This is a genomic window from Bradyrhizobium sp. SZCCHNRI2009, from assembly GCF_032485115.1.
GTDB lineage: Bacteria > Pseudomonadota > Alphaproteobacteria > Rhizobiales > Xanthobacteraceae > Bradyrhizobium.
The window spans coordinates 102,173-128,705 of sequence record NZ_JAUEUH010000010.1 but is presented as its reverse complement, the minus strand read 5'-3'; the positions used below and the strand labels follow the sequence as shown (position 1 = coordinate 128,705).

Here is a 26,533-nt window from a genome sequence, read left to right as displayed (position 1 = left end):
GTACGTGCTGCAAAATTCCGCAGCGCAGCGGGCTGATTTGGCTATGACAAGATGATAACAGTCATGCCGGAGGCGCGACAGATAGCGATGCCAGTTTCATGCTGAGCGTGATCATTCCGACCGAAGGTGTCGAGCAGACCGCCGTGGCCACCCTGTCCGCGCTGGTGCCGGGCGCCGCGGCCGGTGTCGTCACCGAGGTGCTGCTGGTCGATCGCTCGCCCGATTCCAGCGTGATCGAGCGGGTCGCGGACGTCGCTGGCTGCCACTTCATGAAGTTCGAGGGCTCCCAGGCCGCGGCCCTGGCTGCAGGGGCCGCCAGCGCGCGTGCGCCCTGGCTGATGTTTCTGCCCGCCGGCGCGATGCTCGATCCCGGCTGGATCGATGAAACCATGCAGTTCGTCCAGAGCGTCGCCACCGCCGGCCGGCCGCGCGCTGGCGTCTTCCGCTATGCCCGGTCTCCCTATGCCGCAATCAGCCTGCGCGACCGGCTGCGCGCGGTTGCGCGGGTCCTGGTCGGGCCGCTCGGCGACCAGGGTCTCTTGATCGCCAGGGATCACTACCGGCAGCTCGGCGGATACAAGCCCGACCACAAGCGCGCCGAAACGCGGCTGCTGCGTCAGCTCGGCCGTTCCTCGCGGACGATGCTGCGCAGCCGGATCGTGATGGTGTAGCGGCACGACAATACTTGCCAAAGTCAATCAATTGGTTGACAATGGCAAATATTGGAGGTGCCCCATGAATTCCGCCCCAGCCGACGGCAAGGTCGCCGCCATCCGCGCGTTCAACCGTTTCTACACGAGGAAGCTCGGCGCGCTGGACCAGCATCTGCTCGACAGTCCGTTTTCTCTGGCCGAGGCGCGTGTGCTCTATGAACTCGCACAGTACGACGCCATCTCGGCCAAGGAGATCGGTCTCTCGCTCGGCCTCGATGCCGGCTATCTCAGCCGCATCGTCCAGAGCTTCGACGAGCAGGGGCTGATCACCCGCACGCCTTTGCCAACCGATCGCAGGCAGCAGCAGCTCGGCCTGACCGCAAGAGGCCGGCAGGCCTATGCCAAGCTCGACCGCAGCTCGCAGAAGGAGATCGCGGCCATGCTGGCGCCGCTGGCGCCATCCGTGCGCGACCGGCTGGTCGGTGCAATGACGACGATCGAGACCGCCCTGGAGCCGCAGCAGCCGGGCCGCTCCCCAGTGCTGCTGCGCAGCCATCGCCCGGGCGACATCGGCTGGGTGGTTTCACGGCACGGCGCCGTCTACGCCGAGGAATATGGTTGGGACGTCTCGTTCGAGGCGTTGGTCGCCGAGATCGGCGCACAGTTCATCAGGAGCTACGACCCGGCGCGCGAGCACTGCTGGATCGCCGAGCTTGCGGGCGAGCCGGTCGGCTCGATCTTCCTGGTCAAGGGCAGCGACGAGGTCGCCAAGCTGCGGCTGCTGCTGGTCGAGAAGAAGGCCCGCGGTCTCGGCGTCGGCCGGGCCCTGACCGAACAATGCATCCGCTTCGCGCGCGAGAAGAACTACAGGACGATCGAGCTGTGGACGCAAAGCATTCTCACCGCCGCGCGCGACATCTATGCCCGCGCCGGGTTTCGCAAGATCGCCGAGGAGCCGCACGCCATGTTCGGCGTCCCGCTGACCGGCGAGACATGGCGGCTCGAGTTGTAGCCGGGCGGCTCGTGCAGCAACCGCCGGTAGGCCGAGATCACCGCCACAACAGGCTGCGCATGCCGATTGCGAAGTTCCCGCGCGCCGGTACTATCCCGCCAAACAGGGCGGGAGCAGTGATGGAATCGATGGTGCGATCGAAGCTTGCGGCGCTTGTCGCGCTCGCGGGCCTGTTTGGGGTCGAGGCTGGGACGGCGGCTCGCGCCGCGCCCAAAGGGCGCGCAACGGTCGCGATTACACGCACGACGGACTTCCTCTATCTGGCGGCACCAGCGGCGATCGAGATCAATGGCGCCAAGGTGGCGAGCCTTGGCCGCGGCGAGAGCTACAGCGGCTCGATTGCGCCCGGCGCCACCACGATCACCGTGTCGACATGGTCCTCGCCGGGCTCGTCGAACATTCGTTTCACCGCCGTGCCTGGCAAGGCCTACCGGATGGTCGTGGGACCGCGCGGCCAGAATTTCGCGGCCAGCATGATGGGCGGCCTCATTGGCGCGGCGATCGAAGGCGGCGGCGCTTTCGAGATCGTACCAACGAAGTGAGACGCGCGATCGACGCGCGGTGCCGCATCGCGCCGTGGCCCTATGCCGTCGCGCCCTGCGCCTTGGGCCGGCGCAGATGCTCGTCGAGCCGCGGCATGATCTCGACGAAGTTGCAGGGTCGCGTGCGGTAGTCGAGCTGGGCGGCGAGGATGCCGTCCCAGCCGTCACGGCAGGCCCCCGGTGATCCCGGCAGGCAGAAGATGTATGTCGCACCGGCGACGCCGGCGGTGGCCCGGCTCTGGATCGTCGACGTCCCGATCTTGGCGTGGCTCAGCATGTGGAAGGCGATCGAGAAGCCGTCCATGCGCTTCTCGAACAGCGGCTCGATCGCTTCCGGCGTGACGTCACGGCCGGTGAAGCCGGTGCCGCCGGTGGTGATGACGACGTCGACGCCGGGATCGGCGATCCACGACTTCACCACCGCGCGAATCTTCTCGACGTCGTCGGTGACGATCTCGCGCGCCGCGAGCCTATGGCCGGCAGCGGTCAGGCGGTCACTCAGGGTGGTACCGGACTTGTCGTCGGCAAGCGAACGCGTGTCGGACACCGTCAGCACGGCGATGTTGAGGGGAATGAAGCTCTTGCTCTCGTCGATCGCCATCATCGCGCCTCCCTACAGCGAACTGGCGCTGAACGTATTGCAGGCCTGCACCGTGCCCTGCTGGTAGCCGACCATGAACCAGCGTTTGCGCTGCGCGGCGGAGCCATGGGTGAACGAATCCGGCACCACGCGTCCGGTCGCCTTCCGCTGCAAGGTGTCGTCGCCGATCGCCGAGGCCGTCGTCAGCGCGGCGTCGATGTCGCCCTCCTCGAGGAAGCCCGGACGCTTCTTGGCCTCGCGATTGACCCAGACCCCGGACAGGCAGTCGGCCTGCAGTTCGACCTTGACCTGCAGCGCGTTGGCTTCGGCCTTGTTGTCCGACTGCTGCTGCATCCGCGTCACGCGCGGCAGGATGCCGAGCAGGTTCTGGATGTGGTGCCCGGCCTCGTGCGCAATGATGTAGGCCGCGGTGAACTTGCAGGCGCTGCCCGAGCAGCCCCGGAAGCGCGTCTCGACCTCGCGGAAGAAGTTGGTGTCGAGGAAGATCTGCCGGTCCGGCGGACAGTAGAACGGCCCCATCGCCGACTGCGCCATGCCGCAGCGGCCGCCATTGGTGCTGTTGCGAAACAGCACGATCTTGGGCCCGGTGTAATTCTGGCCGCTGGCCTGGAAGATCTCGCTCCAGCGGTCGTCGATCTCGCCGAGCACGCCGGCGATCATGTCGCCCATCTCGTCCTTCGGCGCGCCGGTCTTGCCGGGCGAGCGCCGATCGGCCTGCTGGGTCGGTGCGCCGCCGTGGCTGAGCATCTCAGCGCCGCCGATCAGGATGCGCGGATCGATGCCGAAGGCGTAGCCGATCAGGCCGAGAACGATGATGGTGCCGATGCCCAGCCCGCCGCCGCCGATCGGCAGACCCATACCACCGCCCATCCCGCCGCCTTCGTCGCGACGGTCATCGATGTCGTCGCTGCGACGGAAATCATCGTAACGCATGGGCGGCCTTTCCTCACGATTCTTGCGCGGCTCTGCGCGAAATGCCTAACGCGGCAAACAGGTAAAATTTCCACTGTGTTAATCAATAACCCGGCCGGCAAATTTTGCCTAGCGCCGCCGAAAAAACTGGCCCGCGCCGAACCTCGATCGGCTGCGCTCGCGCGCGGCCGGCGCGAAAAACCCATCGCAATCGGCGTCTTGCGCAGAGACCATCGTGTATCGACGAACGAAATTCGTCGCCGGTGCGCGTGATGAATGCGTGCGCATCGATGCGAATAATTTTCCGGGTTAAGTCCATTTTTACTTTGCCGGGTCAATGTGTGGGCAGTCGGTTGTTAGGTCCCGCGTCGCCGACAGCGTCGCCTGAGTCAGAGTTCTTGAGTCATGGTAGAGTCGCGTCGCGGGGCGTCTGCAAGGGCGCCCCGCACTAAATTTCAGACCCTCGAAGAGCAACGAATCATCGTCGGCGACTGCGTCGCCGAGATGTCGAAACTGCCAGGCGCATCGGTCGACCTGGTGTTTGCAGATCCTCCCTACAATCTGCAGCTCAAGGGTGAGCTCAAGCGTCCCGACGAATCGCAGGTCGATGCGGTCGACGACGATTGGGACAAGTTCTCCTCGTTCTCCGCCTATGACGACTTCACGCGCGCCTGGCTGCTTGCCGCGCGCCGCCTAATGAAGCCGAGCGCGACGATCTGGGTGATCGGCTCCTATCACAACATCTTCCGCGTCGGCGCGATCATGCAGGATCTCGGCTTCTGGATCCTCAACGACATCGTCTGGCGCAAGTCCAACCCGATGCCGAACTTCCGCGGCCGCCGCTTCACCAACGCGCACGAGACCATGATCTGGGCCGCGCGGGACGAGAAGGCGAAGGGCTACACGTTCAACTACGAAGTGCTGAAGGCCGCCAACGAGGACGTCCAGGCGCGCTCGGACTGGCTGATTCCGCTGTGCACGGGCGAGGAACGGCTGAAGGACGGCGACGGCAAGAAGATCCATCCGACGCAGAAGCCGGAAGGCCTGCTGGCGCGGGTGCTGCTGTCATCCTCGAAACCCGGCGATCTGGTGATCGATCCGTTCAACGGCACCGGCACGACCGGAGCCGTGGCAAAACGCCTCGGCCGCCGCTACATCGGCTTCGAGCGCGACAAGGTCTATGCGAAGGCGGCAGAGCGGCGCATCGCCGCGGTCGAGCCGCTGCCGGAGGCAACGCTCGCACCGTTCATGACGGCGCGCGAAGCGCCGCGCGTCGCCTTCTCGGAGCTGATCGAACGCGGCATGATCGCGCCCGGCACCAAGCTCGTCGACTCCAAGCGCCGCCACGGCGCGCTGGTGCGCGCCGATGGGGCCATCATGCTGGGTGACAAGGTCGGCTCGATCCACCGCATCGGCGCGGTGGCGCAAGGCCTGCCGGCCTGTAACGGCTGGACCTTCTGGCATGTCGAGACCAAGGGCGGCCTCAGGCTGATCGACGAATTGCGCGCCGAGATCCGCTCCGAGATGTCCGCCGCCTGACGCTCAGGAATTCCGGCGTTCCTGTCCGGAATAGCGCGCCAGCAGGTCTTCGACCTCGTACTGCTCATCGTAGCGAGCGTCGTCGCGCGGCACGACCGAGACCTGCGCTGTCGACTGCGACGATTTACCCCGGCGTCCCGCCAGCGCCGGATAGTAGCTGTCCACCGGCGGCAGGTGCATGCGATCGAGCTCGGGCTCCGCCGGCCAACGCGTGACGCGCCGGGCGGCCACCGGCTCGATGCGAAGCTGCCGCCTGCTCCGGGCGCGCGCAAACAGCACGCTGATCGAGAAGCCCGCGATCGCGACTGCGCCCAGGAAAGCAAACATCCGCGTCTTGGACGCATCATCCCCGGACATGCCGATCGTCACGGCCGGCGACGCATCCGCAGCGGCCAGCGCCGGCGTCGCGGGAGCAGCCGCTTCCGCGGCGTTGGTGTCGCTGGCGGCCGCGAGCGTGTAGGATGACGCGCGGGGCGCAGCGGGCTGCGCCGCGGCCTGCAGCGTGCCGGACTGGTCGGGCCAACGCGTCGCAACAGCAGATTCGTTCACAGCCGCGCCGACCGGGTCGGGCGCAGCCGCCGCCGGCGCTGACACCACGGGCGCCGGCGCGACGACCGGCGCAGGCGCGGCCGGAAATGCAGCAGCCGACGGAAAGGCAGACGCCGCCACGGTCGGTGTCGAGGACACGACCTTCACCTCATCGGCGGCGTCCTTGGACGACGATTGGATCTCGGCACGTGCATTTGCCGCGGTCGACGAGAGCTGAGCCCGTTCCTTCTGCGAGGCGAGCTTGCGCGTGACCAGCGACGCGCCCTTCGCTTCGCGATCGTCGTCGCGCAGATACCAGCACTGCTTCTTGGTCGCGCGATCGATGCGATAGAACCAGTGCTTCCCCGCCGGCGTCCCCGCAGGCTTTGCAAGGCATTCGTCTGCAGCCGATGCCGGTGTAAACTCGATTGTCGTCGCAGCCGCTCCCGCCAGCACGGCGACAGCAACGCACGGCAACAAACTCGTCGTTCGATTCGTCATCAGACCTCCGACGATTCAACGCGCCCCCGCTGCGCCGTTTCGGCGATGACTTCGTTCGGAATAAGGCTGCGGAGGTTCCATTTGTCGAAACAATGTTAGAACAGCGGTGTCCTTTGGATGCGTTCTAATATTTTCGGGCTGTTTTGTCGCAGCAACAGTGGGAATAGTCGATGATCTGTCTCCCGTCGTGCGTTGTCGCGCTCATGTGCAACACGCGGATGTGAGAAAACCCAAGACTGCAATCATGAATGCCAATCACCGCGACGCGCAAAGCCGACCTTGATGCGCGTGCGACTCATTTGATCTTCGTCAATGCCTTCTCGACGACTTCGCGCGTGTACGGCTTCTGAATCACCGGCATGTCGGACAGCTCCGCCGGAATCGGCGCACGCTCGCCATAGCCGGTCGCGAACATGAAGGGCACACCGAGTTCCTTCAGCCGGTGCCCGACAGGCAGGCTGCTTTCCGCGCCGAGGTTGATGTCGAGCAGTGCGAAGCTCGGCACCGCGCGCTCGATCGACTTCAGCGCCTGGCTGACCGACGCCGCGGTGTCGATGTGCCGCGCTCCCAGCTCGAGCAGAATCACTTCGGCGCCCATCGCGATGATCAGATTGTCCTCGACGATCAGCACCGTACCGGACAGGCGCGGCGTGTCCTCTTCCTTGCGCTGGTGCCTGGAGGGTGCCCCCGTCATCGCCGGCACCATCTGGACGAAATTGGCAGGGATCACGAAGCGCGCCTGCACGCCGAGCAGGTCGAAGCGGATCTCGGCGTCGCCCTTGAGGTCGAACGGCACCGAACGCTCGATGATGGTCGTGCCGAAGCCGCGCCGCGACGGCGGCTGCACCGGCGGCCCGCCGCTCTCCTTCCAGTCGATGACCAGGCTCGCCCCGGGATCGAGCCGCCAGATCACCTGCACCTGTCCTGTGGAGTCGGCGAGCGCGCCGTATTTCGCTGAGTTGGTCATCATCTCGTGCACGACGAGCGCGAGCGTTGCGAACGCCTTGGGGTCGAGCGCGACCTCAGGACCTTCCATGCGCACCCGTCCGGCCCTTGAGCCGAGATAGGCGCCAGCCTCCGATTCGAGCAGATGGCGGAGCGCGACCGGGGCCCAATTCAGGTTGGTGATCTGGTCGTGCGCCCGCGCCAACGCCTGGATGCGGCCGCCGAGCACGGACGCGAACTCCTCCACCGAGGTCGCCGTGTCCTTGCTCTGCGCGACGAGGCCGCGCACGAGACTGAGGATGTTGCGGACGCGATGATTGAGCTCGGCGATCATCAGCTCCTGCCGCTCCTGCGCGCCGCGGCGCTCGCGCGCGGCGAGCTCGGAGAGTTGCAGGATCACTTCGAGCAGCGTGACGCGCAGGCTCTCGGCGATGCGCAAATCCGCCGCCGTCCACGGGTTCGACTGGCCGGCCACCGTCTGCTGCCACAGCTCGAAGCTCTTGCGCGGCGTCAGGCGGGAACCGTTCGGGCCCTCGGCATAGCTCTTGTTCGGATCGCCCGCCCAGTTGACCGCGCGCAGCACCTCGCGGCGGAAGAAGATCAGGCAGTCGCGCGGCGTGCGCGAGATCGGAATGGCGAGGAAGCCGGCGGCGCGATCGCGAAATGCCTCGCCCGCCGCGTACACCTTGGCAATCTCGGCGCTGGCGCAGATGCGGCCGGGGGAGGTCCGGTTGATGAAGCCGATGAGGTCCTGCACCTCCTCTTCGGTCGGCGTCTCGCCGTCGAGCGTGATCTCGTCATCGGACCACACGGCGATGCCGTCGCACTCGATCATCTGGCGATAGTCGGCGACGAACTCCAGGATCGCGCGCTTGCTGTGGGCCTGCGCGGCCGCGCGCTCGATCAGCCGCTCCTGGATCTGATGCGCGCGCGTCTCGTAGGCGATGTCGGTCTCGCGCTCGCGCGCCTCGAGCAGCCAGGAGTACATCTGACCGAACAGCTCGGCCGCAGTGCGCTTCTCGAACGACAGGTGATGCGGCGCATAATGATGGCAGGCGAACAGGCCCCACAGCTTGCCTTCGCGCAGAATCGAGACCGACATCGACGCGGCGACGCCCATGTTGCGGAGATACTCGATGTGAATGGGGGAGACCGCGCGCAGCACGCTCATCGACAGGTCGAGCAGTCCGGCATTGTGCGTCGGCGTCGACAGCAGCGGCGCCGGCGCGGCGTTGATGTCGGCGATGATCCGCAGCCAGTTGCGCTGATAGAGCTGCCGCGCCTGCTTGGGAATGTCCGAGGCCGGATAATGCAGCCCGAGGAACGGCTCCAGGCCGGAGCCCGCGACCTCGGCGATCACCTCACCCGAGCCGTCGGGATGAAACCGATACACCATCACCCGATCGAAGCCGGTCAGCAGCTTGAGCTGGCGCGCCGCCTCCTGCGCCAGGTCCATCATCCCCGCCGTCTTGCGGATGCGGCCGAGCATCAACCGCACCAGCTCGCCGGAATTGACGCCGGGCTCGATCAGACTGGGCTCGGCCTCGACGACGAGATACGCACCGGAAAAGTGGATGGCGAGATCGAAAAGCTTGCCACGGCCCTGCAGATCGACGCCGAACACGCGCTCGACCGCATCGGGGCCGCTGAGATAGTCGACCCTGGCGCGGATCGCGGCCGCGGCCGCCTCCGAGAGCACGGCGTCGAGCGGCCGCTGCAGCAGCCAGCCGATATCGCCGCCGAGAAAATCCGGCGCGTTCTCCGAGGCCATGCAGATGGTGAAGTCCGACACCAGCGCCAGCAGGAAACCAAACGGCTGAACCGTCCCGGGAACATGGATCGGCTCGCGATCGCAATTGGTGAGGTTGACCGGCTCGTTCATGCTGCTGCCATCGCCTTCGCAAACATCGCGAACGCTTCGCGTGCACTCACGATCATCCTGACTTCCTCGTCGGCCGTCGTCCGCGCCTGCGCGAGTTGCGACAGGAAGCTGCTCCACAAGCCCTGCCGCGCGCCATGGCCGAGATAGCGCGTCGCGCGTCTCACCCGCGGATCGGCGGAGGCCGCGACCATGCGCAGCAGATAGGCTGCGCCGAGCCGAGATCCCTCGAGTACGTAGAGCGTGCCGAATACGCCCGCACGGTCGAGCGAGGGTGCGGGAAGGTCCATCGGAACCGGCACGGCACCGAAATCCGCGAGATCGCAGGCGATCGCCTGCGATCGTCGGCGCTGCGGCCAGTCCTCGATCAGATCATCCACCCCGGCCTCATCGAGCGCCGCCTCCAACGGCAGCAGCGCGGCTGCGCTGGCCTGCAGGAACCGGCGGTAATGAGCCGTCGTGGTGAGATCGAAATGAACGAGCCCCTCGTCCAGCACGCGGTGCGCCGAGGCCGTTGCCGCCTTCAGTCTCTCGCGGATGCCCTCGGTGCCGGTCGCGCGCAAACGGTCATCTGAAACGGCAGCCGGCAACATCAAGGGGTCCCAGAAAAGGAGATCGGTCGCAGGCGCGCCACGGCCTCCTGCAACGTCGATGGCCGGAGCTGGGTTCCGGCTTCGCGCGGCTATTTTTTCCGCTCTCCCGATGCGCCATGCTGGCGGGCGCTGTTCCGACGCCATGGCTATCGAGGATGGCCGTCAGCCCGCCAGCTCGGCCAGCGCCTTCTTGACGGCCGGCCGCCCGGACATGCGGCCAAAATGGTCGGCGACCTTCGGGAAGGCGTTGATGTCGACGCCGTCGCCTTCGAGCCATTGCGCGATCGTGAACAGATAGGGATCGCAGATCGTGTACTGCTCGCCCATCACCCACGGGCCGCGCAGCATCTTCTGCTCGATCAGCGCGAAGCAGGCGCCCATCGTCTCCGGCACCTTCTTCTTCATGTCGGCGAAGGAGGACTCTTCGGTGGCCCAGCGATAGCCCCGCATCTTGTGCGCGTGGGCGATGTGGACCGTCGAGCAGAGATAGCTGTTGAAGGACTGCACCTCGGCAAAGGCGAAGACGTCGTCGAGCGGCGCAAGCCGCGCTTCCGGAAAGCGCTGCGCGATATAGGCGAGCATCGCCGGCGTCTCGGTCAGGACGCCCTGCTCCGTCACCAGCGCCGGCACGCGCCCCTTGGGATTGATCGCGAGATAGTCCGGGCTGTTCTGCTGGTTGGTCTTGAAGCTGAGCTTCTCGGCGACGTAGTCGGCGCCGGTCTCGGCCAGCGCGATATGTGAAGCGAGCGCGCAGGTGCCCGGCGCGACATAGAGCTTGAGCATGGTGATCCCTGACAGATGATATCCGACCCTATCTGCACCGGTCCGGACCGTCCACCCCTGGCCGCCCGCGTGCGCCGTCATGGGCGATCTGCATTCTGCGGGCCGCGTGCTCGACCCGCGCGGATCCGGACACGACCCATGCCGATCGATGGCGATGCGACGACAGACATCCCGATGAAGGACATGAGCTCACCCTCTCGCGGCGCGCCGCGCCCGAGGTGTTGCCGAGAAGGACCCTCGCAATTGAGGAGGGCGCAGGGAATGCCGGGCGCTGGCCGCAACCCATGGCCCGCCTGCAGAAAGATAAGCAGGCGGCAGTCACCACAGGTCCAGCCGGTCATCCGGCATTCCCTGCGCGATGGGCTTTACGTCTTATACGTGATCTCCCTGGTGCGCCGGGCTTTCTGGCCACCATCCCCACGCGAAGCGAAGCCTCGTCGCGAGTTGACATCAGCATCGGGATGCCAGGACCACACGATTTCGACGTCCGCGAAAGACCCCGCACCCGCGCCACGCCGGCAAGCCGCCGCAGCTCTGCACGAGGCCGGTCGACGTCGCTCGTCCTGACGACGCCGTCGCAGCCACCGCATCCCGCCCCGCGTGTCGTGACGACGCGTACGCCCCTCCTGCCGGGACGGAACGGCGTGGATAAGACACCTGATTTGGGGGGGAGTCAAGCAATATTCTGAAAAACGGAAGCTGCGATTCGGAACGAAACCGGACGACAGATCGGGATGACGACCACGGTCGGCGCATTCTGCACGCCGAATGCGATCAGCACCGACCTGCACGACGCATCCGTCTCGTCGGTACTGCTCGCTACGGCAAGTTTTATGCACTGAAGATCATCTAGCCAGCCTTCGCAAGCGAGAAGGCCGTGGAGCTAAAGTGAATTCGTAATCATCGAATCACTTTCGACCACGAGGAGGCGAGGATGATGTATAGCGGGATTGATCTGCATTCCAACAACAGCGTTGTCGCGATCATCGACGATGCCGATAGTCGCGTAATCGTCTCATGCCGTCGGCGCCGGCGGACCGAGCGCGGTCTCGATCAGCAGCGTGTCGCAATATTCGATCCATTCTACGATGCGGCCGTTCTCCAGGCGAAGGACGTTGCAATAGCTGTTGTTGTAAACCTTGCCGTCGCTCGTCGTATTGCGGCCACGCGCCTCGACCACGACGCGGTCAGCCTCGGCCGTTAGCCGGATCGGGATGGTGGTGATGCGGCCGAGCCGCGCCCGCAGCGGCGCGAACAACTCGGCGAGAACGACCGCCTTGCCGTCATAGCTGCGCGACCAGGATCCGCTGCCCATGATGACGAAGCGGAAATCATCCGCAAGATGCGCGAGCAGCGGCTGCGCATTGCTCTTCGCCAGCTCGTCGAACACATGCTGCACGATCCGCTTGTTGTCATGACCCGTGGCTTCTACGGCGCTCATCGGCAAACTCTCCTTGAATTCGGTCATTGTCGCATCAACCGGTCTGCTTGAGCGCAGCCGGAAACGGTCCCAGCACCGCTTCCGTCAGCGCCGAGTCGCAATATTCGCGGATCTCGACGATGCGCCCCTCGTGCAGCCGAAAGATCAGGCAGTAGTCGTTGTTGTAAGGGCGCCCGGATCTAGTGCGCATCTCGCCCTTGCCCTCGATCACGACGAGGTCGTCCTCCGCCATGAAACGCAGCGGAACGGTGCGGCGTCCCTCCGCCAGCAGGCTGTTGAGATGGCCATGGAGATTGCGCAGCAGCGCGTCCTTGCCCCTGATCGTCTGCGACCACGAATATTGTCCCGTGATCACCATCGTAACGTCGTCGGCAATGGCCGCGACATAGGCCGCGCGGTCGCCGGCGGCGGCCTTGGTGAGCAGCTCTTGCATCAATCGCTTGTTGGCGCTGGCGGTCATGACATCTGTCTCCCGATCTCCTCTGCGACAGGGCGAAGCATGACGGATGGCGGCGCATTCTTCCAATCGATATCGGATATGATATTAATTCGTCCTATGAATTTGGCCGCACTCGATCTCAATCTGCTGGTGGCGCTCGACGCGCTGCTCCGCGAGAGCAGCGTCAGCCGGGCTGCGCTGCGGATCGGACTGTCCCAGCCGGCCACCAGCCACGCGCTGCAGCGGCTGCGCGACTTGCTCGGCGATCCCCTCCTGGTCCGCACCGGCGCGCGGATGGAGCTGACCCCGCGCGCCCTTGCGCTGCAGGCCCCGCTCGCCCAGGCGCTGGATCAGGTGCGCGGCCTGTTCACGCCCGACGCGTTCGACGCTGCACGGAGCGAACGCCAATTTCGCCTGATGATGCCTGATCTCGCGGTCGAGCTGCTGATGCCGTCGTTGATGGCCAAGGTGACGCGCGCCGCGCCCAACCTCCGCATCGACGTCGTGCCTTGGCGAGGCCCTGGGATCTTCCACGCCGAGTTCGCCCGCACCATCGACATGGTGATCTCGATCGGCAACGCCTTCAAGGGCTTCCATCGCCAGTTGCTCTACACCGACAGCGATGCGCTGGCGGTGCGGCGCGGTCACCCGGCCGGCAGGCGACTGAACCGGCGAGACGCCTTCCTGGCCGCCCGGCATGTCGCGGTGGTGCTGCGGGGCCAGAGCGAGGACCTGATCGACGGCTGGCTGCGCAGCAAGGGCTGGGAGCGACGGATCGCGCTGGTCGTGCCGAGCTACATCGAGGCGCTGCATGTCGCCGCGCGCACCGATCTCGTCGCCTTCGTGCCGCGCCGCCTGATCGCGGCGCTGGCGCAGGCCTTGTCGCTGTCGACCGTCGCGCCGCCGCTCGATCCTGGCATCGACGAACAATACATGTTCTATCCGACCAGGGCGCAGGTCGAGCCGGGGTCGATCTGGCTGCGCACGCTGATGCTGGAAACGGGCCGCGAACTCGGCGGCGCGCCAGGACGTCCGACGAAACCGACGTGAGCATCCGGCGCCCGCGCGTCGTGCTCTGTCAGGCCGCCAACAGCAAAATGCGTTGATACAGTTGAGGTCGCTCAGGGTGGGCAAGCAGCCGCCCGGCAGGGCGGCAGCGTGCCCACCGCGGTGCTGCGTACTCCGAGTCAGATGGTGGGCGCGGCGCGGGATCGAGCGCAGTCCATGGTGAGTACGGTGATGCGCGCCTTTGCCCACCCTACCCTCCAAACCGGCTAGCGCAGCAGCGGCATGAATTCCGGCTCGTTCAGTTTTTTGGCTGGCGTCCGCCTTGTTGTCAGGCTATCAGACGCCTGCTGCGCTGATGCGCACCGTAAGCGTCTCACGTCAGGCAACGCATTCAACGGATCGGCTCGATCCGGAGGAATGCAGGACGCGTTGCCCGTGATCGACCGATCGAATTCCGGAACTGCCATCATGAAACCATCTGGTGAACGGCGCGCGCGCAGAAAACTGCCGGCGCGCTATTCGGCCGTCGTCATGCCATTGACACTCTCGGTGCTGATGACGTTCGTCGTGTCGGCGATCGCCACGCTGAGGAGTCTTGGACCGACACAGGCGTTCATCGAGACCTGGCCCGCAGCGTGGGCCATCTCCTGGCTCGTCGCGTTCCCCACGTTGCTCGCTGTCCTGCCGCTGGTGCGGCGGATCGTGACGCTGGTGGTGGAGACGCCCAAGCCGAATTAACGAGCCGAATTGATCGGAGCAAGCGGGGCCGCCGAACTGCGGCCCCGTTTTACGCCCCGCCCCCGCGCAAGGGATGAACTGATCGCAAGCCTCGGGCATGATGTGCCGCGCGAACGCGGACGCGTCCCGGTCTCTCTTGCTCGTTCAAGCCGCTGGTTGAGCCGTGAATCCGCCTCGTCCACCGCTGTCGCCCCGGACAAGCCGCCGCCGTCGTGATGGGAAAAATGCCAATGACCCCTGTGCATCAAACCACTGCCTGTGGGTATGGGCCCCCGGCTCAAGGCCGGGACGACGGCGGAGCGCGTGGATACAGTTCTCGTAGAAGCAACACATAGCGGAACGTCCGGCCCGCCCCGTGGTCTGAGCTTGAGGGTCGCATTATTTGGCGAGCGCCTTAGCCGCCTCCACCAGCCGCGCACTTGCGCTCGCGGTTGCGATCAGGGCGCCGTCGCCGTTGGTAAGACGTCCCTCGATGAAGGCGATGGTCTTGCCGAGTTGAAGCACGCGCGCCTCGCCCACGATCGGCCCGGGCTGCGCCGGCACAAGATAGTTGACGGTCATGCTCACCGTCGTCGTGTAGAGTCGACCTTCGGTCCTGATAAAGACGGCGGGCCCCATCGTGTCGTCCAACATCGATGCAAGCAGGCCGCCCTGGATGAAGCCGGCGGGATTGCAGAACTCCTGCTTGCCGTCGAAGCCGATCTTAATCCACCCGTCGGCCGGGTTGGCGTCCAGCAACCGCCATCCGAGCAGTTTTGCGCAGGGTGGCGGGGTCAGCGTATCGAGTGCGGTTGCGACCATGGGCGTCTCCTCTATGCGCCCGTTCTAGCTCCGCACTGCTGCCAGCCTCGTGTCAGCAGCGGCGAGATCAATCCCCCAGCCCATGCGCCACGACCTTGCGCATCACGTTGGGCAGCGCCTCGCCGTCCAGCGTCGCGACCGGGACCCAGCGCATGCCGTCCGGTGCGCGTGTCCGCGCCGGGACCCGCGCGGTATAGACCACGAGCTCCAGCGGGAAATGCGTGAAGACGTGGGTGACGACGCCGAGCCTGCGGTGCCAGCGTTTCACGCCGGCCAGCTCCGGCGCTTGGGCGAGCGCGTCGGCATCGTCCTGGCCAGCGAGCCATTCCGAGCCGGGAACCTCGGTCATGCCGCCGAGCAGGCCCTTTGCGGGGCGGGAGCGCACCAGCAGCTCGTCGCCTCGGATGACGACGAAGGCGGCGCCGCGACGGAGCGTGCCGGTCTTCTTGGCGGCCTTGCGCGGGAACGTCTCCTGGTCGCCGCGCTCGCGTGCGGCGCAGTCCTCGCTCAAGGGACACAGCGCGCAGGCCGGCTTCTTCGGCGTGCAGATGGTGGCGCCGAGATCCATCAGCGCCTGCGCGCTGTCGCCGGCGCGCGACGGCCCGAGCAGCGTCGCCGCCAGCGCCTGGATCTGCGGCTTGGCCTGCGGCAACGCCTCCTCCACCACGAACAGCCGCGAGACGACGCGCTCGATGTTGCCGTCGACCGGCATGGTCAGCCGATCGAACGCGATCGCGGCAATGGCCGCCGCGGTGTACGGACCGATGCCGGGCAGCGCGCGCAGCCCCTCCTCGGTGTCCGGGAACACGCCGCCATGCTCGCGCAGCACGGTGACGGCACAGGCATGCAGGTTGCGCGCCCGCGAATAATAGCCGAGGCCGGCCCACATCCGGAGCACGTCGTCGAGCTCGGCGCTGCCGAGCGCGGAGACATCCGGCCAGCGCGCCAAAAACTTCTCGAAATACGGCCCGACCGCCTTCACCGTGGTCTGCTGCAGCATGATTTCCGACAGCCAGACGCGATACGGATCGGAGCGCTGCCCGGCCGGCGCGCGCCACGGCAGCCGCCGGCGGTGGCGGTCGTACCAGGCGAGCAGTTGTGCGGGGCGCTCGGCGGAGCCGCGATTCTCTGGTCGGCTCTTGCGCTTGGAAGGAAGGGCTGATGACACCATTGGCTTAATCTAGTACGTCAGGAGCCATCGTCGCCCGCTGGACCGCCGTCTCGTCTGCGGCATCCACGGCTTTCTTCGAGCCCCGGCGGCTCGGACGGGCGGCAGACCACGAGAAGCCTGCATCGATGGCAAAGCCCGGCCGCCTCACCGCAAAACCGCTGTCGCTCATGATGGGCGACGTGCTGACGGCCGCCTATGCCAAGCAGGGCTTTGCCGCCCGCGAGCTGGTGACGCGCTGGCCGGAGATCGCGGGGCGCGAGATCGCCGAGCACGCCCAGCCGCTGAAGATGCAATGGCCGCGGCCGGTCGAGGGCCAGCCGCAGGAGCCGGCGACCTTGATCCTGCGCGTCGAGGGGCCGATGGCGCTGGAGATCCAGCATTCGTCGGACGTGATCCTGGAGCGGGTCAACCGCTTCTTCGGCTGGCACGCGGTGGGCAAGCTGGCGCTGCGCCAGGGGCCGCTGTTGCGCCCCCCGGTGAAGCGCCGCCCGGTGCCGCCCGATCCGAAGACGGTCGCGAAGGTCGCGCAGACCCTGACCGCGATCGAGGACGACGCCCTGCGCGACGCGCTGGCCCGCCTGGGCGCCGCCATCAAGCGAAATTGACGCTGACGCTTTGATCCCCATTTGCGGCCCGGCATTGCCTCCGGGTGGGTTTCAAGCTAGCGAAAAGCCGAGTTACGAGCGTTTCAGGCGCGAGATGCGCCCATTTCGGAGCAGAGCCTTGATCATCACCCGCCGCGCCTTCACCGCTGCCCTGTCGCTGACCGGCCTCGCCGCTCTGGCCGGCTTCTCCCCGCTGCGGCTGATCTCGGACGCGATGGCGCAGAGCGCCGCCGATGTCGCCAAGCCTCAGTCGTTGCCCGACATGGCGATCGGACCGGCGGACGCTGCGGTGACCATCACCGAATATGCCTCCATGACCTGCCCGCACTGCGCGGCGTTCAACGCCACCGTGTTCCCGAAGCTGAAGGCCGAATACATCGATACCGGCAAGATCCGCTACATCTTCCGCGAGTTCCCGCTCGACATCAAAGCCGCCGCGGGCTCGATGCTGACGCGCTGCATCGCCAAGGACGACGCGCAGAAGTATTTCGCGGTCACCGACATGCTGTTCCGCTCGCAGAACGACTGGGTGGTGAAGAACACGACGGAGACGCTGACGCGGATCGGCAAGCAGGCCGGTCTCAGCCAGCAGCAGGTCGAGGCCTGCCTCAAGGACCAGGCGTTGCTCGACAAGATCGCCGCCGACCAGAAATATGCGAGCGACATTCTTAAAGTCGATTCGACGCCGACCTTTTTCATCAACGGCGAGAAGATCAAGGGCGAGGCTTCGATCGAGGAGTTTCAGAAGAAGATCAACCCGCTTCTGAAGAGCTGATTCGAATCACTGAGTCATCAAAGACACAGCGCGGCCCCTCAATGGGGCCGCTTCTGTTTCGTGGGCCGTTCGCCACGAGAAAGCCTTGGAAAAGCAGGCCCGGCGGGTTGCCCTGGGGACCGGCCCTCGCCATTGTCCCGCCCTCAGAATGGGGCGCAACGGCTATTCAGTCCACATTGACATTGCCTTCCATGGTATTGTCGGGGCTGTGAGATTCGTCTCCCGCCAACAGAGAATCTGTGCATGAAACTCACGCGTCTTCGTCTTCACGGTTTCAAGACGTTCGTCGAACCGACTGACTTCGTGATCGAACCCGGCCTCACCGGCGTCGTCGGTCCGAACGGTTGCGGCAAGTCGAATCTGGTCGAGGCGCTGCGCTGGGCGATGGGCGAGACCTCGCACAAATCGCTGCGCGCCGCCGACATGGACGCTGTCATTTTCTCCGGCTCGAACACGCGCCCCTCGCGCAACCACGCCGAAGTGGTGATGACGATCGACAACAGCGATCGCACCGCGCCGGCGGCCGTGAACGACCGCGACATCCTCGAAATCTCGCGCCGCATCGAGCGCGAGGCCGGCTCGGTCTATCGCATCAACGGCCGCGACGTGCGCGCCCGCGACGTGCAGATCCTGTTCGCCGACGCCGCCACCGGCGCGCGCTCGCCCGCGCTCGTCCACCAGGGCAAGATCGGCGAGATCATTCAAGCCAAGCCCGAGCAGCGCCGCCGCGTGCTCGAAGACGCCGCCGGCGTCGCCGGCCTGCATGCGCGCCGCCACGAGGCCGAGCTGCGGCTGAAGGCGGCCGAGACCAATCTGCTGCGCGTCGAGGACGTCATCGGCCAGCTCTCCGGCCAGATGGAAGGCCTGCGCAAGCAGGCGCGGCAGGCGATCCGCTACCGCGAGGTCGCCGCCAAGGTGCGCAAGGCCGAAGCGACGCTCTATCACCTGCGCTGGATGGGCGCGCATGCCGACCTCAACGACGCCGCGCATGTGCACGATGTCGCCGTTCGCGAGATGGCGGAGCGGACCCGCGAGCAGGCCGAATCGGCCCGCATCCAGGCGATCCGTTCGTCGCATCTGCCGGCGCTGCGCGAGGCCGAGGCCCGCGCCGCCGCGACGATGCAGCGGCTGAAGAACGCCCGCGACCTGCTCGACCGCGAGGAGGTGCGCGCCAAGGAGCGCGTTAGCGAGCTCGATCGCCGCCTGATGCAGCTCACCGCCGACGTCGCGCGCGAGCAGCAGCAGAACCAGGACGCGCAGGTCGCGCTGCAGCGCCTGGAGACCGAAGACGCGGAGCTGAAGGAAGAGATCAAGGCGCGCGTCGAGATGCGCAGCGGCGTCGACGAGCGCGTCGCCGAGGCCGAGGCTCTGCTTGCCGAAACCGAGCGCCAGTTTACCGAGCTGACGACGCAGCTTGCGGACCTCACCGCACGCCGCAACCAGCTCGAAGCCAACGTCCGCAGCCATCGCGAGCGTCTCGCCCGCCTCGACCAGGACATCGCCAATGTCCGCGCCGACGAGGAGCGACTGGCGCAGGAGACCGCGCATCTCGGTGATCTCGACACGCTAGCGGCGTCGCTCGAAGCGGCCGAGGAATCCGAGGCGCAGGCCGAGGCCGCGGTGCAGACCAACGAGTCGGCGCAGGCCAATGCGCGGCAGAAGCTCGAAGCCTCGCGCGCCCCGCTCGCCGAGGCCGAGAAGCGGGTGCAGCGGCTGGAGACCGAGGCGCGCACCATCTCCAAGATGGTCAACAGCGAGACCAAGAATCTGTGGCCGCCGATCATCGACGGCGTCACCGTCGCCAAGGGATATGAGAAGGCGCTCGGCGCCGTGCTCGGCGACGACCTCGATGCGCCGGTCGATGCCTCCGCGCCGATGCACTGGACCGTCGCCGGCGCCGAGGTCACCGACCCCGCGCTGCCCGACGGCGTCGAGCCGCTCGCGGCCTATGTGCAGGCGCCGCCGGAGCTGTCGCGCCGCCTGGCCCAGATCGGCGTGGTGTCGCGCGACCGCGGCGCTCAACTGGTTTCTCAACTCAGGACCGGCCAGCGGCTGGTGTCGCCGGAAGGCGACGTCTGGCGCTGGGACGGCTTCATCGCCGCGGCGCACGCGCCGACCGGCGCGGCCCGGCGCTTGGCCGAGCGTGCCCGCCTGATCGATATCGAGGCCGAGCTCGAGCAGGCGCGCATCGATGCCGCCAACAAGCGCCAGGCGCTGGAGAGCGCCGAGGCCGAGGTGAGGGCCGCGACCGCCGCCGAGAGCGCCGCGCGCGAAGCCTGGCGCGCCGCGCAGCGCGAGGTGAACTCGGCGCGCGAGCGCCACGCCAATGCCGAGCGCGAGATCAATCGCCATTCGGCGCGCAAATCGGCGCTGGTCGAGGCCTCGACCCGCCTCGCCCATGACCGCGCCGAGATCGCCGAGCTGCACCAGAATGCGCTGGAGGCGATCGAGGAGCTGCCGGCGACCACCGAAGCCGATGGCCGGCTGGCGGCCGTGCGCGCCGAGATCGAGGCCAAGCGCCGCGCCGCGGCCCAGGTGCGCGCCGAGGCCCAGGCGCTGGCCCGCGAGGCCGAGCTCGCCGACCGCCGCGTGCAGGCGATCATCAGCGAGCGCAACGACTGGTTCAACCGCATCCGCGGCGCCGGCTCGCAGATCGCCACCATCGAGGCGCGCATCGCCGAGGTGAAGGACGAGCGCGCCGAGCTCGACAACGCGCCGGAGATCTTCGCCGAGAAGCGCAGCGCGCTGATCGACGAGCTCGCCATCGCCGAGGAGGAGCGCCAGGTCGCGGCCGACGCGCTCGCCGAGGCCGAGACTGCGATGGGCGACACCGACCGCGCTGCGAAAGCGTCGCTGGAAGCGCTGTCCAAGTCGCGCGAAGCGGCCGCCCGCGCCGAGGAGCGGCTGGAGAGCGCCAAGCGCCGCGTCGGCGACGTCGAGCGCGAGATCCACGACATGCTCGAATGCGAGCCGCAGGCGGTCGCGGCGATGGCCGAGATCGGTCCGGACACGCAACTGCCGCCGCTGCACGAGATCGAAGAAACCTTGGAGAAGCTGCGCCGCGACCGCGAGCGGCTCGGCGCCGTCAACCTGCGCGCCGAGGAAGAACTCACCGAGGTCGAGGGCTCGCATACCGCGCTGACCACCGAGCGCGACGACCTCGTCGAGGCCATCAAGCGGCTGCGCCAGGGCATCCAAAGCCTCAACAAGGAGGCGCGCGAGCGCCTGCAGTCCTCGTTCGAGACCGTCAACGACCACTTCAAGCGGCTGTTCACCGAGCTGTTCGGCGGCGGCGAAGCGGCGCTGCATCTGATCGAGAGCGACGATCCGCTCGAGGCCGGTCTCGAGATCATCGCCAAGCCGCCGGGCAAGAAGCCGCAGACGCTGTCGCTGCTGTCGGGCGGCGAGCAGGCGCTGACGGCGATGGCGCTGATCTTCGCGGTGTTCCTCACCAACCCTTCGCCGATCTGCGTGCTGGACGAGGTCGACGCGCCGCTCGACGACCACAACGTCGAACGCTTCTGCAACCTGCTGCACGAGATGAAGGGCTCGACCGAGACCCGCTTCATCATCATCACCCACAACCCGATCACCATGGCGCGCATGAACCGGCTGTTCGGCGTCACCATGGCCGAGCGCGGCGTGTCGCAGCTCGTCTCGGTCGCGCTCGACGAGGCCGTGAAGATCCTCGACCAGCAGGTGGCGTGATCTTGCTGCGTCATTCCGGATTGCCGCCCGCGCGGCGGCCGGACTGACGCGTGGAGAGGACCGATGATCTCTCCTGATCTGCCCGCCGCGCTGAAGGCGTCCCTCGAAGCCATGCTGCACGGGCAGTCGCGGCAGGATGCAGCCGCCCGGGCGGCCCGCATCTCGGCCGCCTACCGCAGCGGCGGCAATTCCGGCACGATCACGAGCGACGCCGACGCCATTGCCTATGCCACGGTGCGAATGCCGGCGACCTACGCGGCGGTCGTTGCCAGCCTCAATGCCGTGATGCAGGCGAGCCCGGACTTCGCCCCGGCCTCGCTGCTGGATGTCGGTGCCGGACCAGCGACCGCGAGCTTCGCTGCGGCGGAAGCGTTTCCGCTGCTGACCTCGTTCAACGCCGTCGATTCCAATCCAGCGTTGCGCGGGCTGGCGCTGGCGCTCGCTGACGACACGATGCGCCTCCGCGACCTCTCTTATGCGCTGGGACCGGCGCGAGCGCTGCTCGAACGTGCCGGAAGTGCCGATCTCGTCATCGCCAGCTACATGATCGGCGAGCTGACGGATGCCGAGCGCTCTGCGACCGTCGATGCGCTGTGGGCCCGGACCGGCGATACGCTGCTGATCGTCGAACCCGGCACGCCCCCCGGCTATCAGCGCATCATCGCGGCCCGTGACCGCCTGATCGCAGCAGGCGCTCATGTCGCGGCGCCCTGCCCGCACGCAGCGCCGTGCCCCCTCGTGGCACCGGACTGGTGCCACTTCGCGCAGCGGCTGGCGCGATCGCGGGCACATCGCGAACTGAAAGGGGCTGACGTCCCGTTCGAGGACGAGAAGTTCAGCTTCGTTGCCCTCACCCGCAAGCCAGCAACGCATCGGCCCGCCGCACGCGTGCTCGCGCCGCCGTCGGTCACCAAGGTCGCGACAACCGCGAAGCTGTGCCAAGCCGATGGGACCGCTGCCACGGTCAATATCCCCCGCCGCGACAAGCCCGCCTTTGCCGCCGCCCGCCGGTGGGACTGGGGCGACGGCGTGGAGCCGCCGTCACGGCCGTAGATACCGTCGCGGCCGCAGATGGTTAACGACAGGTCGTGTTTGTCTCTCATTTTCGCGATTTCGCGAAACCCGAGAGAAATCGCTGCTTGCTACGGTGAGCTGCAACAGGCGCTGGATGCGCTGCTCACACGGGAACGCGTTTCGATGTTCAGGACGATGATGATCACCGCCGCGCTGCTGGCTTCGGCAGGAACGGCCCTGGCAAACGGCCACGGTGGTGGATCCTCGGCACCGCCCCCACCGAAACAGGAGGGCCCGCCGGCCAAGGCCATCGTCGGCAAGAACGGTCCCGTCCTGGTCGACCCAAAAGGAATGACACTCTACTATACCGAACGCGACAACACCGGGAACAAGTCGACCTGCGACGGTGCCTGTGCCGAGAAGCGGCCGCCGCTGATCGCCCCCGACAACGCAACCGCCAGCGGCGACTTCACCGTCATCACCCGCAGCGACGGCAAGAAGATGTGGGCCTACCGCTACCGGCCGCTCTACACCTCGCAGCTCGACAGCGTCCCCGGCGATATCAAGGGCAACGACCCCACGCAGCAATGGCGGGTCGCCCGTCCCTATTGAGCCCTGCGCATCGTTGCCTCCGACGCCAATTCGGTCGCCTGGGCGCCCATCGAACGGACCGGCCAGGCTCAAGCGACTTGAACGGGCATCCCCCCTGATGCGACCAATGCACGCCGGTCCACCTGCGGACCGGCGGCGCCGTCGCGTGTCGGCCGCCTCGTTCTCCCGCCCTCTCCCTCGGAGCCCGTCATGTCCGGCTGGATCGTCCTCGGCATCATCGTCATTCTCGTGCTGTTCGCCCTTGGCGCCTACAACCGGCTGGTCGCCCTCAGCCAGCGGGTCGGCCAGGCCTTTGCCGACATCGACGTCCAGCTCAAGCTGCGCCACGACCTGATTCCGAATCTGGTCGAGACCGTGAAGGGCTACGCTGCGCATGAGCGCGGCACCCTCGACGAGGTCATCAAGGCTCGCAATGCGGCGATGTCGGCGCAGGGCCCGGCCCAGGTCTCGGCCGCCGAAGGCCAACTTTCCGGCGCACTCGGTCGCCTGATCGCGCTGTCCGAGGCCTATCCGGACCTCAAGGCCAACGCCAACTTCCAGCAGCTCGCCGGCGAGCTCTCCGACATCGAGAACAAGATCGCCGCCAGCCGCCGCTTCTTCAACAACGCGGTCCAAGAGTATAATACCGGCATCCAGCAGATGCCCGCCGCACTGTTCGCCGGGACCTTCGGCTTCACACGCAAGGAGTTCTTCGATCTCGGCGCCAGCCGGACCGAAGTCGAGGCCGCGCCGAGCGTCAAGTTCTGATCCCGCGCCCTCCGCGCTGAAGGGTCCGACGCCATGGCCGCCTACGGTCTCTACACCCACATCGCATCGAACAAGACCCGTTCGGTGCTGCTGCTCGGCGGCCTGTTCCTGCTGATCTACGTGCTGGTGTTCGCCGGCGCGCTGATCGCGGAGGTCATGATCAACGGCAATGGCAGCGTCGCCTATTACATGAACGCGGCCACCCGCGACCTGATCAGGGCGCTGCCCTGGGCCACGCTGGGCGCGGCGGCCTGGATCGTGATCGCCTATTTCTTCCACCAGAAGATGATCGACGCGGTCACCGGCGGGACCGCGGTGACGCGTCAGGAGCAGCCGCGGCTGTACAATCTGCTCGAAAATCTCTGCATCTCGCGCGGCATCACCATGCCGCAGCTGAAGATCATGGACAGCCCGGCGCTGAACGCCTTCGCGACCGGCCTGAACCCGCGGCAATACGCGGTCACCGTCACGACCGGCCTGCTCGACGCGCTCGATGACCAGGAGATCGAGGCGGTGCTCGGCCACGAGCTGACCCATATCCGCAACGGCGACGTCCAACTGATGGTCGTGGCCGTCATCATCGCCGGCGTGGTCGGCTTCTTCGGTGAACTGTTCTTCCGCCTGTTCACCAACATGAGCTGGGGCGGCGGCTGGGGTCGCTCGTCGTCGTCCTCCTCCTCGTCCGACTCCGACCGCAAGGGCTCCGGCGGCGGGGCCATCATCGTCGTGATCATCGCGGTGGTGCTGATCGTGGTGGCCTGGCTGCTGTCCCAGGTGGTCAAGCTGGCCCTGTCGCGCACCCGTGAATACCTTGCCGATGCCGGGTCGGTCGAGCTGACCAAGAATCCGGACGCCATGATCACCGCCCTGCGCAAGATCGAAGGGCGCGGCGAACTGCCGGGCGCCACCTCCGCCGTCATGGAATTGTGCGTCGACAATCCGCGCGAGGGCTTTGCCGACCTGTTCGCCACCCATCCCTCGATCGATGCCCGGGTCCAGGCGCTGATCAGGTTCGCCGGCGGCCATGATCCGGGCCCGCTGGCGCTGCCCACGGACGAGGCACAGCCCGACGATACCGGAGCCGATGCTCCAGACGGCGACGCTCCGCCACCGTTGCCGTCCGGTGGTCCCCGGGGCCAGGCCGATGGCCCGGCCCCGCCATCTGGCCAGGGTCAAGCCGCTCCCCAGGGACCGTGGACCACCCCCGCGACCGGTCCCTGGGGCCGGCACTAGTCGCCGCCTTCGCCGCGGAATTCAGCCGCCAATCCCGTGCGACGGGCAATTGTCCTGCCATTCGCTTGCAAGTGCTTCCTCGCCGGCTCGAACGCGCGGGCCGGAATGCCTCCGTCCAGCCTGTTGCGGCGAAGGCGCAAATTTCCCCGGTCCCGTGCTGCAATGAATTTGAATTCTCCAGCGTTTCTGCCATGTTCGCGCCCAAAGCAGAATGCAATGCGCCGGCCCCCTGGCCGGCCTCAGGGCTGAAGGACTTTCCATGGCGAAACCGGCAGTGGTTGTGGTGGGTGCGGACAAGGGCGGGGTCGGCAAGACCACGGTGTCGCGGACGTTGCTCGATTATTTCAGCGCCAACAACGTCCCCACCCGGGCGTTCGACACCGAGCATCCGCGCGGCACCTTGAAGCGCTTCCACCCGGAGATCACCGAGATCGTCGACATGAATTCGACGCCGGACCAGATGAAGATCTTCGACACCCTGAGCGCGGTGGCGCCGTCGGTGACCGTGATCGACGTCCGCGCCGGCCTGATGTCGCCGACGCTCGCCGCGCTGCGCGACATCGGATTCCTCGACGCCGCCCGCTCCGGCCAGATCACCTTCGCGGTGTTCCACATCCTGGGCTCGTCGATCGCCTCGCTCGACGAGATCGCCGAGACGGCGAGCTACATGATCGGCGCGAAATATTTCCTGGTGAAGAACTTCATCAACAACACCAGCTTCTTCGAGTGGGACCAGTCGACCTACAATTCCTACTTCCACCGCATCAAGGACGCGACCGAGCTGACCATCCCGAAGCTCAACGAAATGGCGTTCGAGCAGGTCGAGGTCGCCTCGGTGCCGTTCCTCAAATTCGTCGCCAACAAGGGTCCCCGCGACGAGGCCGCCAACTACTCCTTCGTGCTGCGCGGCTATGTCCGGCATTGGCTCGCCAACGTCTGGAGCGAGTACGACCGCATCAAGCTGACCGACATCGTCGGCTCGACCAAGGCGGCGGCGCCGCGGCCGGCCGGGGAAAAATAGCAGCTCCGTGAAGGATGGGACTTTATCGCAACCGCATTTGACCTGATATAGGTCGGATGCCCGCGACGCCTGTCTACATCGTCTGCTCGCCCCGGCCGCAATCCGGGAAGACGCTGCTTGCGCGGGTGCTGAGCGAGTTCCTACTGCTGAAGAACGGCCAAGTGCTCGCCTTCGACGTCACCTTGCGCGAGCCGTCGCTGCTCGACTTCCTGCCGCAGATCACGGAGACCGCGACGATCGAGGACACCTACGGCAAGATCCAGCTGATGGACCGGGTGATCCTCAACGACGGCATCCCCAAGGTGATCGACCTCGGCTACTACTCGTTCGACGAGTTCTTCAAGATGTCCGAACAGATCGGCTTTTTGAAGGAGGCCGCGCGGCGGAACGTGGTCCCGATCATTCTGTTCTGCGCCGAAGGCGACCGGGTCTCGATGCGCGCCTACGATGCCCTGCGGCGCCAGATCCCGAAGCCCCAGCTGATCGTGGTCGAAAACGACCACGTCCTTCGCGAGGAGCTCCCCGACCTCTACAGCCGCAGCAAGCATCTGCACATTGCCGCCCTGCCCGCGTTCCTCAGAACCTATATCGAACGTTTTTCGTTCTCCTTCACCGGCTACCTGCGCCAGGAGAAGGACCCCTCCACCGAGCTCTATCAATGGATCCGGCGCAACTACTATGCGCTGCGCGAGATCGAGAACGAGCTTCTGATGCAGCGGTCCTGACGCCGCC

Annotated in this window: 25 protein-coding genes; 15 read left to right on the top strand and 10 right to left on the bottom strand. The window is 66.6% G+C overall.

Features of this window, described 5'->3' with window-relative positions:
* Nucleotides 1-98: 98 nt before the first annotated feature.
* From QX041_RS29475 to QX041_RS29465, 3 genes are all read left to right on the top strand, one after another.
* Nucleotides 99-671 carry a glycosyl transferase gene (locus QX041_RS29475; RefSeq protein ID WP_316167468.1) on the top strand — a complete coding sequence of 191 codons (573 nt, stop codon included), beginning with the start codon at nt 99-101 and terminating at the stop codon, nt 669-671.
* 64 nt (nt 672-735) lie between these two features.
* Nucleotides 736-1,665: a helix-turn-helix domain-containing GNAT family N-acetyltransferase gene (locus QX041_RS29470; protein WP_316167466.1), complete on the top strand. Its 930-nt coding sequence runs from the start codon at nt 736-738 to the stop codon at nt 1,663-1,665.
* Nucleotides 1,666-1,784: 119 nt separating this feature from the next.
* On the top strand, nt 1,785-2,207 hold the full coding sequence (locus QX041_RS29465) for a hypothetical protein (RefSeq protein ID WP_315826972.1): 423 nt from the start codon (nt 1,785-1,787) through the stop codon (nt 2,205-2,207).
* Between the two features lie 40 nt (nt 2,208-2,247).
* Here QX041_RS29465 and moaB read toward each other — a convergent pair whose 3' ends face one another.
* A complete protein-coding gene (gene moaB, locus QX041_RS29460; protein WP_315739947.1) occupies nt 2,248-2,811 on the bottom strand; it encodes a molybdenum cofactor biosynthesis protein B in 564 nt (187 codons plus the stop codon).
* A 9-nt stretch (nt 2,812-2,820) separates the two neighbouring features.
* Nucleotides 2,821-3,741 carry a neutral zinc metallopeptidase gene (locus tag QX041_RS29455; protein ID WP_315750422.1) on the bottom strand — a complete coding sequence of 307 codons (921 nt, stop codon included), beginning with the start codon at nt 3,739-3,741 and terminating at the stop codon, nt 2,821-2,823.
* Between the two features lie 384 nt (nt 3,742-4,125).
* Between QX041_RS29455 and QX041_RS29450 the strand changes: the two genes are divergently transcribed.
* Nucleotides 4,126-5,259: a site-specific DNA-methyltransferase gene (locus QX041_RS29450; RefSeq protein WP_315717257.1), complete on the top strand. Its 1,134-nt coding sequence runs from the start codon at nt 4,126-4,128 to the stop codon at nt 5,257-5,259.
* 3 nt (nt 5,260-5,262) lie between these two features.
* On the opposite strand, the gene QX041_RS29445 is transcribed toward QX041_RS29450, so the two are convergent.
* From QX041_RS29445 to QX041_RS29420, 6 genes are all read right to left on the bottom strand, one after another.
* Nucleotides 5,263-6,288, bottom strand: coding sequence for a hypothetical protein (locus QX041_RS29445; protein WP_315750421.1), 1,026 nt, complete (start codon nt 6,286-6,288; stop codon nt 5,263-5,265).
* Between the two features lie 295 nt (nt 6,289-6,583).
* Nucleotides 6,584-9,115 (bottom strand): HWE histidine kinase domain-containing protein, encoded by a 2,532-nt coding sequence (locus QX041_RS29440; protein WP_316167465.1) that lies wholly within the window; start codon nt 9,113-9,115, stop codon nt 6,584-6,586.
* Nucleotides 9,112-9,705, bottom strand: a complete 594-nt coding sequence (locus QX041_RS29435) for a biliverdin-producing heme oxygenase (protein ID WP_316167464.1) — start codon at nt 9,703-9,705, stop codon at nt 9,112-9,114. The genes QX041_RS29440 and QX041_RS29435 overlap by 4 nt, the downstream gene beginning before the upstream one ends.
* 162 nt (nt 9,706-9,867) lie before the next feature.
* Entirely contained in the window at nt 9,868-10,488 is a 621-nt protein-coding gene (locus QX041_RS29430; protein ID WP_315750418.1) for a glutathione S-transferase family protein, read from the bottom strand.
* Between the two features lie 1,015 nt (nt 10,489-11,503).
* The gene (locus tag QX041_RS29425; protein WP_315750417.1) at nt 11,504-11,929 is read right to left on the bottom strand and encodes a nuclear transport factor 2 family protein; all 426 of its coding nucleotides are present in this window, start codon (nt 11,927-11,929) and stop codon (nt 11,504-11,506) included.
* Nucleotides 11,930-11,963: 34 nt separating this feature from the next.
* Nucleotides 11,964-12,389: a nuclear transport factor 2 family protein gene (locus QX041_RS29420; protein WP_315750416.1), complete on the bottom strand. Its 426-nt coding sequence runs from the start codon at nt 12,387-12,389 to the stop codon at nt 11,964-11,966.
* A gap of 96 nt (nt 12,390-12,485) precedes the next feature.
* On the opposite strand from QX041_RS29420, the gene QX041_RS29415 reads away from it, so the two are divergent.
* Nucleotides 12,486-13,418: a LysR family transcriptional regulator gene (locus QX041_RS29415; RefSeq protein WP_316167463.1), complete on the top strand. Its 933-nt coding sequence runs from the start codon at nt 12,486-12,488 to the stop codon at nt 13,416-13,418.
* 426 nt (nt 13,419-13,844) lie between these two features.
* On the top strand, nt 13,845-14,114 hold the full coding sequence (locus tag QX041_RS29410) for a DUF2798 domain-containing protein (RefSeq protein WP_315750454.1): 270 nt from the start codon (nt 13,845-13,847) through the stop codon (nt 14,112-14,114).
* Nucleotides 14,115-14,492: 378 nt separating this feature from the next.
* On the opposite strand, the gene QX041_RS29405 is transcribed toward QX041_RS29410, so the two are convergent.
* Nucleotides 14,493-14,915 carry a PaaI family thioesterase gene (locus QX041_RS29405; protein WP_316167462.1) on the bottom strand — a complete coding sequence of 141 codons (423 nt, stop codon included), beginning with the start codon at nt 14,913-14,915 and terminating at the stop codon, nt 14,493-14,495.
* A gap of 67 nt (nt 14,916-14,982) precedes the next feature.
* Nucleotides 14,983-16,086 carry an A/G-specific adenine glycosylase gene (gene mutY, locus QX041_RS29400; RefSeq protein WP_316167461.1) on the bottom strand — a complete coding sequence of 368 codons (1,104 nt, stop codon included), beginning with the start codon at nt 16,084-16,086 and terminating at the stop codon, nt 14,983-14,985.
* A gap of 125 nt (nt 16,087-16,211) precedes the next feature.
* Between mutY and QX041_RS29395 the strand changes: the two genes are divergently transcribed.
* The 9 genes from QX041_RS29395 to QX041_RS29355 all read left to right on the top strand — a co-directional run bounded on the left by QX041_RS29395 (nt 16,212) and on the right by QX041_RS29355 (nt 26,526).
* Nucleotides 16,212-16,691 (top strand): DUF721 domain-containing protein, encoded by a 480-nt coding sequence (locus QX041_RS29395; protein ID WP_315717265.1) that lies wholly within the window; start codon nt 16,212-16,214, stop codon nt 16,689-16,691.
* 118 nt (nt 16,692-16,809) lie between these two features.
* Nucleotides 16,810-17,466: a DsbA family protein gene (locus QX041_RS29390; RefSeq protein ID WP_315717267.1), complete on the top strand. Its 657-nt coding sequence runs from the start codon at nt 16,810-16,812 to the stop codon at nt 17,464-17,466.
* 243 nt (nt 17,467-17,709) lie between these two features.
* Nucleotides 17,710-21,174: a chromosome segregation protein SMC gene (smc, locus tag QX041_RS29385; protein WP_316167460.1), complete on the top strand. Its 3,465-nt coding sequence runs from the start codon at nt 17,710-17,712 to the stop codon at nt 21,172-21,174.
* A gap of 63 nt (nt 21,175-21,237) precedes the next feature.
* Nucleotides 21,238-22,227: a small ribosomal subunit Rsm22 family protein gene (locus QX041_RS29380; RefSeq protein ID WP_316167458.1), complete on the top strand. Its 990-nt coding sequence runs from the start codon at nt 21,238-21,240 to the stop codon at nt 22,225-22,227.
* A 144-nt stretch (nt 22,228-22,371) separates the two neighbouring features.
* Nucleotides 22,372-22,800, top strand: coding sequence for a hypothetical protein (locus QX041_RS29375; protein ID WP_315750410.1), 429 nt, complete (start codon nt 22,372-22,374; stop codon nt 22,798-22,800).
* Nucleotides 22,801-22,989: 189 nt separating this feature from the next.
* Nucleotides 22,990-23,547, top strand: a complete 558-nt coding sequence (locus QX041_RS29370; protein ID WP_315717271.1) for a LemA family protein — start codon at nt 22,990-22,992, stop codon at nt 23,545-23,547.
* A gap of 33 nt (nt 23,548-23,580) precedes the next feature.
* Nucleotides 23,581-24,780: a M48 family metallopeptidase gene (locus tag QX041_RS29365; protein WP_316167456.1), complete on the top strand. Its 1,200-nt coding sequence runs from the start codon at nt 23,581-23,583 to the stop codon at nt 24,778-24,780.
* A gap of 259 nt (nt 24,781-25,039) precedes the next feature.
* Nucleotides 25,040-25,801, top strand: a complete 762-nt coding sequence (locus QX041_RS29360) for a hypothetical protein (RefSeq protein WP_009025709.1) — start codon at nt 25,040-25,042, stop codon at nt 25,799-25,801.
* A gap of 56 nt (nt 25,802-25,857) precedes the next feature.
* Nucleotides 25,858-26,526, top strand: a complete 669-nt coding sequence (locus tag QX041_RS29355) for a hypothetical protein (protein ID WP_315717273.1) — start codon at nt 25,858-25,860, stop codon at nt 26,524-26,526.
* Nucleotides 26,527-26,533 lie beyond the last annotated feature (7 nt).